Source organism: Vibrio sp. RC2502, from assembly GCF_054850435.1.
On record NZ_CM141453.1, the window covers coordinates 337830 to 352615 of the forward strand.

Annotated in this window: 11 protein-coding genes; 9 read left to right on the forward strand and 2 right to left on the reverse strand. The window is 44.6% G+C overall.

The annotated features are described in order from the left end of the window. Window positions 1–260: 260 nt before the first annotated feature. The 8 genes from ACYJZR_RS01655 (at window position 261) to ACYJZR_RS01690 (ending at window position 11151) form a co-directional block, all read left to right on the forward strand. Complete coding sequence (locus ACYJZR_RS01655) at window positions 261–1058, forward strand: SH3 domain-containing protein (protein ID WP_406966281.1); 798 nt, start codon at window positions 261–263, stop codon at window positions 1056–1058. 167 nt (window positions 1059–1225) lie between these two features. Next, complete coding sequence (locus ACYJZR_RS01660) at window positions 1226–1774, forward strand: phosphatase PAP2 family protein (RefSeq protein ID WP_406966282.1); 549 nt, start codon at window positions 1226–1228, stop codon at window positions 1772–1774. A 3-nt stretch (window positions 1775–1777) separates the two neighbouring features. After that, a complete protein-coding gene (locus ACYJZR_RS01665; protein WP_005488416.1) occupies window positions 1778–2824 on the forward strand; it encodes an MJ1255/VC2487 family glycosyltransferase in 1047 nt (348 codons plus the stop codon). Window positions 2825–3421: 597 nt separating this feature from the next. Beyond that, a complete protein-coding gene (gene calR / locus ACYJZR_RS01670; protein ID WP_005459522.1) occupies window positions 3422–4381 on the forward strand; it encodes a LysR family transcriptional regulator CalR in 960 nt (319 codons plus the stop codon). Between the two features lie 298 nt (window positions 4382–4679). After that, window positions 4680–6488, forward strand: a complete 1809-nt coding sequence (locus ACYJZR_RS01675; protein WP_406966283.1) for an AMP-dependent synthetase/ligase — start codon at window positions 4680–4682, stop codon at window positions 6486–6488. A gap of 450 nt (window positions 6489–6938) precedes the next feature. Next, window positions 6939–8663 carry an acetolactate synthase 3 large subunit gene (locus ACYJZR_RS01680; RefSeq protein ID WP_005480580.1) on the forward strand — a complete coding sequence of 575 codons (1725 nt, stop codon included), beginning with the start codon at window positions 6939–6941 and terminating at the stop codon, window positions 8661–8663. A 1-nt stretch (window position 8664) separates the two neighbouring features. Next, a complete protein-coding gene (ilvN, locus tag ACYJZR_RS01685) occupies window positions 8665–9159 on the forward strand; it encodes an acetolactate synthase small subunit (protein WP_005459526.1) in 495 nt (164 codons plus the stop codon). Between the two features lie 111 nt (window positions 9160–9270). Beyond that, window positions 9271–11151: a sensor domain-containing diguanylate cyclase gene (locus ACYJZR_RS01690; protein WP_053315255.1), complete on the forward strand. Its 1881-nt coding sequence runs from the start codon at window positions 9271–9273 to the stop codon at window positions 11149–11151. Window positions 11152–11244: 93 nt separating this feature from the next. On the opposite strand, the gene ACYJZR_RS01695 is transcribed toward ACYJZR_RS01690, so the two are convergent. Both ACYJZR_RS01695 and pykF read right to left on the reverse strand, forming a co-directional pair. Then, a complete protein-coding gene (locus ACYJZR_RS01695; protein WP_461715869.1) occupies window positions 11245–11871 on the reverse strand; it encodes a GntR family transcriptional regulator in 627 nt (208 codons plus the stop codon). A gap of 199 nt (window positions 11872–12070) precedes the next feature. Next, on the reverse strand, window positions 12071–13483 hold the full coding sequence (pykF, locus tag ACYJZR_RS01700; protein WP_005453794.1) for a pyruvate kinase PykF: 1413 nt from the start codon (window positions 13481–13483) through the stop codon (window positions 12071–12073). A 431-nt stretch (window positions 13484–13914) separates the two neighbouring features. Between pykF and ACYJZR_RS01705 the strand changes: the two genes are divergently transcribed. Then, the gene (locus tag ACYJZR_RS01705) at window positions 13915–14676 is read left to right on the forward strand and encodes a DeoR/GlpR family DNA-binding transcription regulator (RefSeq protein WP_005453786.1); all 762 of its coding nucleotides are present in this window, start codon (window positions 13915–13917) and stop codon (window positions 14674–14676) included. The last annotated feature ends 110 nt before the right edge of the window (window positions 14677–14786 follow it).

The window sequence follows — 14786 nt, forward strand, 5'->3', positions numbered from 1 at the left end:
GATGAGTGGTTTAATAATAGTCAGCGAATACATCGACACATTCAATCAATTCAAAGTGCAATCAGTTAAAAGTGAAGGAAACGTGCTAGAACCTGAGCGTGGCGACAAAGATCACAGCCTAAAGCTTTGTGTTATCAAAATTCAGATATAGGGATTGCGACTTATCACACAAAGGTCTTAATTGCTTGGCGAAAATACGCGCTGACCATTTATAGTAGTGCAGTTGCATTAGGTGAAGAGAAACAGAAGGTAAAGGATTCATGGTCACAGCAAAACAACTTGGACGTTCGGCACTCGCATTAACATTGATCAGCTTATCTGGTTGTCAGCTGTTTCAATCAAACACGAATGCTGAGGTGGCTTCTCCGGTGATCGTGAACGATCATGCGCAAAGTATTATGGTGATCAGCGATCAAATGGACATGTACTTAAGCAGTGAAGGGCGGGAATCTTTCTTAAATCAGATGCTTGTGGCGCTTGAGTCAGACAGCCGAGATAAATTCAAAGGCAAAGATCCTGACACCTATTCGTGGTGGAAGATCCGCGTGCAACCTAATGAGTGGCAACAAGCGGAGATAGTCAGGCCAGTAGAAGAGGGAGTGGATACCTCTAACAAGCTGGAGTTTATGGATGTCTCCTATCGTTCAAAAACGGGGTTAAATTTACGCTCCAAACCGAGTGTAGAGAGTACAAAGCTGGGGCAACTTGAAAAAGGCGAAGTGTTCAATGCGTTGGCGAGAGTAGAAGGAGAACCTTGGATTCTGGTTGAACAAAAAGGCGTTATTAAGGGCTACGTGCACCAAGATTACGTACGCAGCAACGTAGTGAATCGCGATATTTTGTCGACTCAACCGAATCCGTTGTTCGATGCTCAGCAAGCGACTCATTCTGTATCGAGTGCCCGACACGAGCTGCTGGGCAGCTACACTTGTCGAGCGCTGAGCTATGAGTTAACTAAAGACGGTGATGTGACCACGGGGTCATTACGCGCATGCCGCAAAAAACGCAAAGTTTGGTATATCGATACGCCGTCAGCCTCATCAGCTAACCCTTCGTAATTCTTATTGCTTTTATTGATGTGTTTAACGGTATGGTTGGGCACATCAATGTGCGCTATTCCGTCCATTCTACTTTTGTCACTAATTGTCCAACTTCCCGTCATGTAGCTGTCACCTAAACCTCCTACTTTGCACACAAAGGCGTTGTCAAAGTAAGGGAAGGTCACATGCGAACCATTGAGACAATCACACAGCCAATAGCAACCATCGCTAAGTTTGATTTAGCATTCTCTAGCGTATGTCTTCAGCACCGTTTTAACCAACAAGTTGCCAACATCAGTAAAGGCGTTTCGCACAGTGGAGATGGGCATCTCTACGTCGTCTTAGGGCTGTTAGCTTGGTATTTAGATAAAGAACACGGCTCTTGGTTTATGTTAGCCGGATTGCTGGCATTTGCCGTCGAGCTACCCATTTACTGGACGCTAAAAAACAGCTTTAAACGCCGCCGTCCTGAAGAACTGAGCGCTTTGTTACCTGCTTTTATCACCCCTTCTGATCGCTATAGTTTACCGTCTGGACATACTGCTGCTGCGTTTGTTATGGCAACACTTATCAACCATTACTACCCAGAACTCGGTTATGCCGCATTCTTTTGGGCGAGCTTAATTGGTACGGCGCGTATTTTGCTCGGTGTCCATTTCTTTACTGACGTCATCATAGGGGCGCTGTTGGGAAGTGCGTGTGGTGCTCTAGCTATTGCGAACGTAGGAGGCTAATGAATGAAAATTCTATACGGTGTTCAAGGTACGGGAAATGGCCATATCGCACGTGCTCGTGCAATGAGCAAGGCATTTGAATCGCACGATGTGCAGGTCGACTTTCTTTTTTCTGGGCGAGCACCGGAGAAATACTTTTCAATGGAAGCGTTTGGCGATTATCAGACTCGTCGCGGTTTTACGTTTGTGACGGAAAAAGGCTCGGTCAATTACGCCAAAACGGCCTTGAACAACAATTTGATTCATTTTTTCAAAGAAGTGAACCAACTCAACCTGGCGCCTTATGATTTAATCATCAACGACTTTGAACCCGTCACGGCTTGGGCTGCTCGTCAACAAAATAAGCCGTGTATCGGTATCAGTCACCAAAATGCGTTTCGCTATCCAGTGCCTCTGAAGGGGGCGAGCTGGCTGGATAAATCAGTACTTGAGTATTTTGCTCCATCTCAACATCAGCTTGGATTGCACTGGTATCACTTTGATCAGCCGTTGCTACCGCCCATCGTTCACACTTTGGATAACCAAGCGGATAACGATGATTTCGTGTTGGTGTATTTACCGTTTGAGTCGATTGAGGACATCTGCGACTTGTTGTTCCACTTTAATCAGCAGACGTTTATTTGTTATCACCCCGACGTGATAGAAGTAGAGAAAGTGGAGAACATAGAATTGCGTCCGCTGTGCCACACCAACTTTCAGCACCATCTACATCGTTGCTGTGGGGTCATCGCCAATGGTGGTTTTGAATTGCCTTCAGAAGCACTTTCTCTTGGCAAAAAACTGCTAATGAAACCACTGGCAGGACAATTTGAACAGCAGAGCAACGTAGCCACGCTGGAAGATCTTGGGTTAGCCACTGCAATGGATAGTTTAGACATTTCTACCGTACGTCAGTGGCTCAAAGAGCAGCAAGCTGAGAGTGTTAAATACCCCGACGTTGCACAAGCCATCGTGAATTGGGTTTTACAAGGGGCATGGGATTCGCAAGAAGAACTCTCCAAACAGTTGTGGGAGCAGGTGGATTTTCCGAGCTATGTATCCAATATCTAAGTTTGTTTGCTCGGATTGCTTGTGGCAAACACATAATAACTATTAACTACCTATTATTACGTTCCTTCCAACATTCCTACATGGTACTTGATGCAGCTTTTCGATTTCGAAGGGCTGCATTTTTATTCCCTCTCGTTCATTTCTATTCATTGTTTAATTGCAGATTATTTGACTGATACGCGCAAATTTACGCCAAAGACATAGGCTGTGTTTTTTGGTCTGCTGGTTATTGATAGGTGGGGTAAATGTGTTTCGATGTTTGTTCTTAGTCTTATCAATTTGCTAAATACATACTCAAAGAGTGTGGTTTTAGTTGTTTTATAGTTTTTTATGTTTTTCTCAATTTGTTGATTTTAAATGATTAAATACCTAAGTGGCTAAAATTTAGTGATTAAATATCAATCTAGTTGCTAAACCCCAATCGATTAGTTGATAGTACGCTTCGAGCCGGAAGTATCCGGACGATAAATATAATAAAAATTAGGTTTCTATTCGTAAAAATGATTCGAATCCAGCCGCCGTCTTTTGTGCGAGATGGGATTCTATTCGTTATGAATTCATTGAAACAATTTGACGATTACAAAAGAGGCGCACTCAATGTTAGAGAAGAAAGATGCGATGAGCGCAATTGCTAGCTACCGTATGGAAAGCACTTTGCGTGGTGTAGATTTGAACCTACTGACTGTATTTGATGCTGTGATGCAAGAGCAAAATATCACTCGTGCAGCACACAACTTAGGCATGTCTCAACCGGCAGTAAGTAATGCCGTGGCACGTCTAAAAGTGATGTTTAACGATGAACTGTTCATGCGTCAGGGCCGTGGTATTCAACCAACTCAACGTGCGCGTCAACTGTTTGGCCCTATCCGCCAAGCATTGCAACTGATCCGTAACGAATTGCCAAGCTCGGTATTCCAACCAGAGTCGTCAACTCGTCTATTCAAGCTGGCGATTTGCAGCCCATGTGACATGCGCTTTGCTCCAAAAATCATGGCGAAGATTAATCAACAAGCGCCAAACGTTCAGCTACATCTAGACGCGGAATTTGACCGTCTTCTTTCTGAGCGCATGCGTTACCAAGAAATCGACTTCGTGATCGATTACGCTCGTTTTGATGAGCAAGGTTTCTCAAGCACAGAAATCTTCAAAGATGAATTGGTGGTTATCGCTTCGAAAACGCACCCACGTATTCAAGGTGGCGTAAGCGCCGAGCAGCTAATTAACGAAAAGCACGCGAAACTGTCTAAAGTTCACGGTCAACGTAGCTTCTCTGAGCAGGCGTACCGCGAGCTTGACTGCCAAGCTGCGTACGAAGGTTCAAGCCTAAGCAACTTGCTTTACGTTGTTAGCCAATCTGAGTTAGTGACTATCGCACCACGCTGGATGGCGGAAAATGCGGTGAACAGTGACCAACTGCAGATTCTAGACTTCCCATTTGCGAACAAAGAAATCAGCGGCTTCCTTAGCTGGCATGAATCAAGTGAAAAAGACAAAGGCCACATTTGGCTACGTGACCAGCTAATGGTGACGTGTGGTGAAGTGGTTGCATCAAAATAAGTTTATTATTTGGTCTGATGAACTGGTCAGACTGGATTTGTAATCATCAATTTTTACAATTGTTTGGCCCCGAGAGACGCTTGTCTTTCGGGGCTTTTTATTTAGGTTAATTAATAAGCGAAACAGCAAGTTATTTTGCCTAAACCTCCATCAACTTCAATTGGGCCTTGGGTTCATTAGTGATAGTTGTCTCTTATTAGTGATAAGTTTGATACTGGTCAGTTGCGTTTTAGCATTGCGTGAGTACACTTGTTCGCTCAAATAGCTTACGCCTGTAAGCCAAAAGGTAAGTAAAAGAATGGCCAAGTTAGATTTTCATATCGTTAAACGTATTCGTGAACAAATTGCGAACGGTGGTACCCGCGTTGCACTGAAACATAAAGTAGCAGGAGCATGGCAAGGTATTACTTGGGAGCAGTTTGGTCAGCAAGTTGATACTTTATCGCTTGCACTTTTGGCTCAGGGTTTAGGAGTCCAAGATAAGATCGGCATTTTCTCAAACAATATGCCGCAATGGACGATTGCTGATTTCGCCGCACTGCAACTGCGTGGCGTGACGGTACCTATCTACCCAACCAATACTGCTGCTCAGTCGGCATACATCATCGACAACGCAGACGTAAAAGTTCTGTTTGTTGGCGAACAGCCTCAGTTTGATGCTGCTGTGAGCATTTTTGAACAATGTGAGCAGTTAGAGCTGATTGTTGCGATGTCGGACGATATTGAGCTTGGCGATCATGACTTTGCTATCTCTTGGAAAGACTTTGTCGCAAAAGGCGATACAAGCCATCAAGCTGAACTTGATGAGCGTTTGGAACAAGCGAAAGTTGATGATTTGCTTACGCTGATCTACACCTCAGGTACAACGGGTCAACCTAAGGGCGTGATGTTGGATTATGGCAACATCGCAGCTCAGCTAGAAGGTCACGACCAACGCTTGAGCTTATCTCAAGATGATGTTTCTTTGTGTTTCCTTCCGCTTTCACACGTATTTGAACGCGCTTGGACATTCTACGTATTGTACAAAGGTGCGACGAACTGTTACTTGCAAGACACAATGCAGGTGCGCGATGCCTTGAATGAAGTGCGTCCAACCGTGATGTGTGCGGTTCCTCGTTTCTACGAAAAGATTTTCTCAGCGATTCACGAGAAAGTGTCTCGAGCACCGATTAATCGCAAGATCATGTTTACTTGGGCGGTGAACATGGGCGCGAAAATGGCACTTTGCCATCAAGAAAAGCGCAAACCTTCGATGATGCTGCGCAAAGCACACGCATTAGCTGACAAGCTGGTGCTAAGTAAGTTGCGTGCGTTACTCGGTGGTCGTATCAACTTTATGCCATGTGGTGGCGCGAAGTTGGATGAAACCATTGGTCGCTTCTTCCATGCTATTGGCATCAACGTGAAGTTGGGCTACGGCATGACAGAAACCACCGCGACGATTTCGTGCTGGGATGACAAGTGCTTTGATCCGGATTCTATCGGTATGTCGATGCCTGGCGCGCAAGTGAAGATTGGCGAAAACAACGAGATTCTGGTTCGTGGCCCGATGGTGATGCGCGGTTACTACAAAATGCCAGAAGAGACCGAAAAGACGTTTGATGAGCACGGTTTCTTAAAGACCGGTGATGCTGGCCATATTGATGAAAATGGCAACCTGTTCATCACCGATCGAATTAAAGAACTGATGAAAACCTCTGGTGGTAAATATATTGCACCGCAAATGATCGAAGGTGCGATTGGTAAAGACCACTTCATTGAGCAGATTGCGGTGATTGCCGATACACGCAAGTTTGTTTCTGCGCTGATTGTGCCGTGTTTTGACTCTCTTGAAGAATATGCGAAAGAACTGAACATCGCATACCACGACCGAGTTGAGCTTATCAAACACCACCAAGTGGTCGAAATGCTTGAGAAGCGAGTGAATGAACTGCAAAAAGAACTGGCGAAATTTGAGCAAGTTAAGAAGTTCAAACTGCTACCAAGAGCTTTCTCGATGGACGATGGAGAGTTAACGCCAACGCAAAAACTGCGTCGTAAAGTGATTAACGATAAATACCAAGACGAAATCGAAGAAATGTACAACGAAAAGTCAGATAAAAAGTAACAAGCACTGACTTAGATTTCAGATTGATGAAAAGATCCCCAGCCATACCTTTTGGTATCGTTGGGGATTTTTGTATGTGCAGCAGTTCGGCTTGATGATGCAGATAACGGGTGAATTTCTGATGTTTGGGTAAATCTCTGTGAAATTATGTTCTTTTTTTTGTCGTTATGTTTTTTGATCGTGCTGCATATTTGCGCTTAGTTGGCTTCTATTCCTGTTATCGTTCTGCTTTCTAGTGTCTTGTTTAAAAACTAGACATATCTCTCATTAGACCCGTTGCTAATAAACCGTTACATTTGTTGATGAACCTTGCGGGATGTTATGACGAACGCAAGACATAGCCGAAAACGTGGAAGTATTTCGATTAGGCTACGAATAAGACCTAGACTATGTAAAACCAGACCAAACCGTTGACCTTACGGTGTGGAATTCTGGGTAAGGAGAGCAATTATGACAGCAATGTTATCAGGTGCAGAGATGGTGGTGCAATCTCTGATAGAGGAAAACGTAGAGCAGATCTTCGGTTATCCGGGTGGTTCCGTTTTGGATATCTATGATGCACTGCACGCAAAAACCGACCAAATTAAACACGTACTAGTAAGACACGAACAGGCTGCGACACACATGGCTGATGGCTATGCTCGCGCAACAGGTAAGCCGGGTGTGGTACTGGTATGTTCAGGGCCTGGCGCAACCAATACCATTACCGGTATTGCAACGGCGTACATGGACTCCATTCCGATGATCGTGATTTCAGGGAACGTGCCAAACAGCCTGATTGGTAACGATGCTTTCCAAGAATGTGACATCGTGGGCGTCTCTCGTCCGGTAGTAAAACACAGCTTTTTGGTGAAAAAGGCGGAAGATATCCCTGAAACGATCAAAAAAGCCTTCTACATTTCAACAACGGGTCGTCCTGGGCCAGTTGTGATTGATTTGCCAAAAGACGTAATGAATCCGCAAATCAAACTGCCTTACCAATATCCAGAAAGCATCTCGATGCGTTCATACAAGCCAACCACTTCGGGTCATAAAGGCCAAATCAAGAAAGCGCTGAAGTCTTTGATTGAAGCGAAAAAACCGGTGCTTTATGTCGGTGGTGGCGCAGTCATTTCTGGTGCTCACGAACATATTTTAGAACTGGCAGACAAACTTAACCTGCCAGTTGTCAGTACCTTAATGGGCCTAGGTGCATTTCCGGGTACTCACAAAAACTCGCTTGGTATGTTGGGGATGCACGGTACTTACGAAGCCAATATGGCGATGCACGAAGCGGATCTGATCTTCGGTATTGGGGTGCGTTTTGATGACCGCACCACCAATAACCTTGAGAAGTACTGTCCAAATGCGAAAGTGATGCACATTGATATTGATCCGTCGTCGATCTCCAAAAACGTCAAAGTGGATCTTCCAATCGTAGGCTCTGCTGAAAAAGTACTGACTACTATGCTTGGTCTACTGGCAGAGCAAGATTGTGGCAACGATGAAGCGGCGATCACTAAGTGGTGGGATGATATTCAAGTGTGGCGCGATCGTCAGTGCTTGTCTTACGAAACTTCGTCGGATCGAATTAAGCCACAGCAAGTCATTGAAACACTGCACAAGCTAACCAATGGTGATGCGTATGTGGCGTCTGATGTAGGCCAGCACCAAATGTTTGCGGCGTTGTACTACCCATTCAACAAACCTCGCCGTTGGATCAATTCGGGTGGCTTGGGCACAATGGGCTTCGGTCTTCCTGCTGGTATGGGCGTTAAGTTCGCGATGCCTGAAGAAGAAGTGGTGGTGGTGACGGGTGATGGCAGTATCCAGATGAACATTCAGGAGCTATCGACGGCCATGCAGTACGATATTCCTGTGAAGATCATTAACCTCAATAACCGATTCCTCGGTATGGTAAAACAGTGGCAAGACATAATTTATCAAGGTCGCCACTCTAACTCTTACATGAGTTCTGTTCCGGATTTTGCTGCGATTGCAGAAGCTTATGGTCACGTCGGCATTCGTATCGAAACGCCAGATCAGCTCGAAGAAGGGCTACAAAAAGCGTTGGATATGAAAGATCGTTTGGTGTTTGTTGATATCAACGTAGACGAAACCGAGCACGTATACCCGATGCAAATTAAAGGCGAAGGTATGGACAAGATGTGGCTAAGCAAAACGGAGAGAACTTAATATGAGACACATTATTTCATTGCTATTGGAAAACCAACCGGGTGCGTTGTCTCGTGTTGTCGGCTTGTTCTCTCAACGTGGTTACAACATTGAATCATTGACCGTATCGCCGACGGATGACGAAACATTATCGCGTTTGAACATCACAACCACATCGGATGAAATGCAGCTGGAGCAAATCCAGAAACAGTTACACAAGTTGATTGATGTACTGAAAGTGCAAGAAGTCACAGAGTTTGAACATATTGAACGTGAACTGATGATGGTGAAAGTGAAAGCCAGTGGTTTTGCGCGAGCGGAAGTGAAACGTACGGCAGATATCTTCCGTGGACAGATTGTGGATGTCACCGCTTCTCAGTACACCGTGCAGCTTGCTGGCACCAGTGAAAAGCTCGACGCGTTCATCCAAGCCATCTCCGAAGTCACCGAAGTGGTCGAAGTAGCACGTAGCGGGGTAGTAGGTATTGCCCGTGGAGAACGAGCGTTAAAGCCTTAACAAGCCTCATATCTGACCGAAAAGCCACTGTATTACAGTGGCTTTTTGTTTAGATGCTGCCAAATAATGATATAATTGTCGTTTTAGTAGGCATCATAGGCTGTAGGACGCGTGAAAGTAAAAAAGCTGGTCGGCACATTATTGGCGACAGCACTATTCTTTAGTGCCCTCACCGCCACCTACTACTACCAGAAATACCAAGCCCTCTTAGCGAATAATGTTGAAAACACCGCCAAAGAAGCCTTACACCAACTGGCTTACACCGGGCGCGAATACAACAATATTCAAGATCAGATAGAAACCATCAGCGACCTACTTGGTCACAGTCAAAGCCTTTACGATTACTTACGTGAACCCAGTAAAGCCAATCTGACCATCTTAGAGAACATGTGGAGCTCGGTTGCTCGCAACCAAAAACTGTATAAGCAGATCCGTTTTCTCGATACCTCTGGCACCGAAAAAGTTCGCATTAAATACGATTTCAAAACCGGCATCGCTGGCCCATCATTGATCCTTCGAGATAAATCTGCGCGAGAGTATTTTAAATACGCGCAGAGTTTGGAGAACGAGCAAATCTCAGCTTGGGGGATTGAACTTGAAAGGGACAAAGGTGAGTTGGTTTATCCGCTAAGTCCGTCACTACGCATTTTGATGCCAATTTCAGTGAATGACGTTCGACAGGGTTACTTAGTGTTGAATGTCGATATCGAGTATCTGTCATCCCTTCTCAACTATTCACCAGTGCGAGATTTCCATATCGAGTTGGTTAAGCACAAAGGTTTTTATATCGCGAGTCCTGACGAGTCGCGCTTGTATGGCGATATTATTCCTGAGCGTTCTCAGTTTAATTTCTCGAATATGTATCCAGATATATGGCTGCGAGTAGTATCTGAGCAAGCGGGGTACTCTTATAACGGTGAACATTTGATTGCGTTTAGCTCGATTAAGTTTGTCTCCAACGAGCCTTTGCATCTCATCATCGACCTCTCGAATGAGCAGTTGTCAAAAAGAGCGACGCGCGACATCAATGACCTTATTCAAGAATCCTTGTTTGTATTAAGTCTTGTGCTGGTTTTCACTTTGCCAATTACCGCGTTGGCGCTGCATTACCGTCGTCATAGTGTGGAATCGAAGTTAGCCCGTGCCGCACTCGATGGTATGACCGCCGTCATGATTTCTGACGCATCGCTTCGCATCATCATGGTCAACCAAGAGTTTGAAAACATGATGGGTTATTCTACCGAACAAGTGAAAGGCTCAAATGCCCATAGCCTGATTTTGCTTCCTGAAGACCTCGAAGAGACGCTAAACATTTGGAATAAGTTAGGGCGCGAGAATGTTTGGGAAGGCGAAGTACGCTGCCGTACCCAATTGAATCATGTGTTTACGGCGATCATGCGTATCCAAGCGAACTTAACAAAGTCCGGTAAAATCAGCTATTACATCACTTCGCTGGTAGATATTTCTGAACGTAAAGCGTTGGAAGAGCAGCTGCGCAACTTAAGTGAGAAAGACGGTTTGACTGGACTGTGGAACCGCAGAAAGTTTGAAGAACAATTAACCCACTACGCGAATATTGTAGAACGTTATCCTGATACACCGACGACGTGTTTGGCTTTGTTTGATATTGACCACTTTAAGCGCATTAACGATGAACGCGGTCACGATGAAGGGGATAAAGTCATTTGTAGCGTCGCAGAAACGTTACTACGTGAAGTACGCACTACGGATTTTGTTTCTCGTGTTGGTGGTGAGGAGTTTGCGGTGATCATGCCTCATACTACAGTTAAAGAGGCCGAAGTGGTGCTCAATCGTTTGCGAGTCGCGGTTCAGCTGCGAAGCAATATGACCGTTACCGTCAGTGCGGGTTATAGTGACCTCACTGCCGACCGAACTCGAAGCTATAAGTGCGCAGATATCGCGCTGTATGAATCCAAAAGCGCTGGTAGAAACTGCGTTTCTTTGTGTCATAGCATTGATGATATTGCTTAGTTCACATGGGCGAGAGAACCGTTTATACCAAAAAGAAAAAATCGGGATATACCCGATTTTTTCGTTAATAAGCGAGTTGATTTGGCGTGACGTTTATAGCGGGTTGTCGATGGCGGTTTCGACACATTGCAACGACTTCAACAAATAACGATCCAGAAACTGCACCGCATCGTCACTATTTTTAGACAGCGATAACTTCATGATCATCTCTTGTTCATCGATATTGCAGTGACCTTGATTGTTCGTTCCTAGCACTTGCATAGCAAAGTAATGGTAACGCTTGATCTGGTTTAAAATATCTCGGAAGAAGGTCAACAAATTGTGTGAGTTCGCCCCCTCAAGCAACGCTTCAAGAAAGTGATAGTGGCGTTCTTCCCACTCTCTCCAGCAAAAGCCTTGGTCGAGATTCACTCGAGATAGTTTGTGGTATGAAGTTAGGACGTCCAGTTCCCAGTTCTCATCACCTGTCATGATCGCCTTTTTCAATAGAAATGAAGCCGTCATCCGTAGGCTTTCATACAAGTCATTCAACTCATGCTTACACACTGGCGCAACCCAGCAGCCTTTTTGCGGCGCGAGTTTGACGTATTTGCTCCACGATAGCTGAACCAATGCTTCGCGAATAGGGGAGGCACCTACGTTGTATTTCTCTTTTAGCTCTGCAACCACAAGTTTTTGACCAGGTTTTAGCTCACCAGTCAGGATATCCTGACAGATCATTTTTGATACTTTGTCGGTAAGAGTGGGACTGGACACATACACCTCATAGAATTTTTTATCGTGACGACAAAATTAAACAGTACGCAATTCTGCGTGAGGAGAATGATACAGGTAGCGTATTATTAGAGCAAGAAAGCCATATAAAAAAAGAGGGCATAAGCCCTCTTTCTCAATAAACTGAAGTGTTAAAAATTCAGTCTTATAGTACGTGTACAGAAGCTGTGTTCGTAGTACCTGAAGCGACTAGAGCACCAGAAACCATTACTACGATGTCGCCTTTGTTGCCTAGACCAGATTCTAGAGCAAGTTCTTTACCTGCTACGTAGAATGCGTCAGTGCTTTCGATAGCGTCAACAACAACTGGAGTAACACCCTTAGTTAGAACTAGTTGTGCTGCAGTTTTCTTGTTAGTTGTTAGCGCTAGGATGTTTGCAGTTGGGAAGTACTTACGTACTGAACGAGCTGATTTACCGCCTTCAGTTGCAACAACGATCAGTGGAGCTGCAAGTTTTTCAGCTGTGTCTACTGCGCCTTTACATACTGCTTCAGTGATGCGTAGACGTGGGCTGTCTAGACGAGAACCTAGTTCAGCTTTAAGTACAGAGTCAGTACGCTTAGCGATTTGAGCCATGATAGTTACCGCTTCAACAGGGTATTTACCTTTTGCTGTTTCGCCAGAAAGCATTACTGCGTCTGTGCCGTCCATTACTGCGTTTGCAACGTCGCCTGCTTCCGCACGAGTAGGGCGTGGGTTGTTGATCATAGAATCAAGCATTTGAGTTGCAGTGATAACCATCTTACGTGCACGGTTACACTTCTCGATCATCATTTTCTGAGCGAAGATTACTTCTTCAGCTGGGATTTCAACACCTAGGTCGCCACGAGCAACCATGATGCCGTCAGAAAGTTCTAGGATCTCATCGAAGTTATCAACACCTTCTTGGTTTTCGATCTTAGAGATGATGTGGATGTTCTCGCCGCCGTTTGCAGCAAGTACTTCACGGATTTCTTGAACGTCAGAAGCTTTACGGATGAAAGATGCAGCTACGAAATCAACGCCTTGCTCACAACCGAATTTAAGGTCGTTCTTATCTTTTTCAGATAGAGCAGGTAGGTTTACAGAAACGCCAGGAAGGTTAACACCTTTGTTTTCGCCTAGAGCACCGTTGTTAAGAACTTTACATTTAACTTCAGTGTCAGTTGTTGCGATAACTTCCATTTCGATTAGACCGTCGTCTACTAGGATAGTGTTACCAACGTTTAGGTCAGCTGCGAAGCCAGCGTAAGTTACTGCAACTTTGTCTTTGTTACCTACAACTGAAGTGTCAGTTGTGAAAGTGAATTCTTGACCAGCTACTAGATCAACGTCGTTACCGCCTTCTAGTTTGATAGTGCGGATTTCTGGACCTTTAGTATCTAGAAGGATTGCTAGTTGTTTGCCAGTAGCTTCCATTACTTTGCGGAAGTTCGCGATACGAGTGCCGTGTTCTTCGTAGTCACCGTGAGAGAAGTTAAGACGCATTACGTTCATGCCTGCGTTTACTAGTTCAGTTAGCTTCTCTACAGATTCAGTTTTAGGGCCAATCGTACAAACGATTTTGGTCTTTTTCATGGAAGATACTCTCCGGTAAGTATAGTTACAATTTGAAAGTCGGTTATTTACTCTGAAGTTAGGCGCTTTTGATGACATTTAGTGCCTGCCACCCACCGATTTTCCGCCGTATTATTGAACTTCAGATTCTGAAAGTCTTTCACCAAGTTTAGTCATTTTATGACTAAAAGATCGGCGATTTTGGTTACCTTTTTGTGACTAATCCCACTTTATATGCAGAAAGTTGCAAAAAAATAGCCGTCAGTTCTGTAATTTTTTTTCTTTTCGGTGGCGAATTCTACCACCGAATGAATCCAATATCACTGTTTAAGAATTGTCTTAGGACAAGGTTTTATCGAGAAATATTAATTTTTTGGATCGAAATAAATGGACTTAAAAGTTTCGGTTTGACTATAATAAGTTTCACATCGAAACTTAAATTCAAAACGTAAATGTCGAAACGAAACACTCAACTGAGAAGACACGCGATTTCCAACATGGTAAATGAGCTAGGAGAAGTCAGTGTTGATGAACTGGCTCAAAAGTTCGAAACCTCAGAAGTCACGATTAGAAAGGACTTAGCTTCTCTAGAAAAAAATGGACAACTTTTACGCCGATACGGTGGTGCGATTGCCATCCCTACGGAAGTTATTCATGAAGAACTAAGCTCTAATGTTTCGACTCGAAAGTTAAGTTTGGCGAAAGCTGCGGCATCATTGATTCGCGACCATAATCGAATCGTGATAGACAGCGGTAGCACGACCGCTGCGCTGATTCAGCAACTGAACGACAAACGTGGCTTGGTGGTCATGACCAACTCGTTGCACGTCGCCAATGCCCTTAACGAACTAGAGAGTGAACCCACTCTGCTAATGACAGGTGGAACTTGGGATACGCACTCTGAATCCTTTCAAGGCAAAGTAGCCGAATCTGTATTACGAGCTTACGACTTTGACCAGCTGTTTATTGGTGCGGATGGCATCGATTTGGAGCGCGGAACCACAACATTTAATGAGTTGGTTGGCTTAAGTAAGGTGATGGCAGAAGTCTCTCGTGAAGTCATTGTTATGATCGAGTCCGAAAAAATCGGTCGTAAGATCCCTAACTTAGAGCTCGCTTGGCATCAAATTGATGTGCTGGTCACCGATGCGGATATCCAACCAGAGCACAAAGTACAGATTGAACAACATGGCGTGAAAGTCATTTGCGCCTAATCTAATAATGTAACCAGTTTCATATTTCACTTCCCTCTGAATACAGGCCTTTGCTTGCTGCCTCTATCTGAAACATGGCTAGGGAAGAACAAAACTACAAACGGAGATAA

Bases quoted from the DNA above. Each gene is read 5' to 3' on its own strand.
- ACYJZR_RS01675 (WP_406966283.1), top strand. From the start codon at position 4,680: ATGGCCAAGTTAGATTTTCATATCGTTAAACGTATTCGTGAACAAATT.
- ACYJZR_RS01705 (WP_005453786.1), top strand. From the start codon at position 13,915: ATGTCGAAACGAAACACTCAACTGAGAAGACACGCGATTTCCAACATG.
- ACYJZR_RS01695 (WP_461715869.1), bottom strand. From the start codon at position 11,871: ATGATCTGTCAGGATATCCTGACTGGTGAGCTAAAACCTGGTCAAAAA.
- ACYJZR_RS01665 (WP_005488416.1), top strand. From the start codon at position 1,778: ATGAAAATTCTATACGGTGTTCAAGGTACGGGAAATGGCCATATCGCA.
- ACYJZR_RS01660 (WP_406966282.1), top strand. From the start codon at position 1,226: ATGCGAACCATTGAGACAATCACACAGCCAATAGCAACCATCGCTAAG.
- calR (WP_005459522.1), top strand. From the start codon at position 3,422: ATGTTAGAGAAGAAAGATGCGATGAGCGCAATTGCTAGCTACCGTATG.
- pykF (WP_005453794.1), bottom strand. From the start codon at position 13,483: ATGAAAAAGACCAAAATCGTTTGTACGATTGGCCCTAAAACTGAATCT.
- ACYJZR_RS01680 (WP_005480580.1), top strand. From the start codon at position 6,939: ATGACAGCAATGTTATCAGGTGCAGAGATGGTGGTGCAATCTCTGATA.
- ACYJZR_RS01655 (WP_406966281.1), top strand. From the start codon at position 261: ATGGTCACAGCAAAACAACTTGGACGTTCGGCACTCGCATTAACATTG.
- ilvN (WP_005459526.1), top strand. From the start codon at position 8,665: ATGAGACACATTATTTCATTGCTATTGGAAAACCAACCGGGTGCGTTG.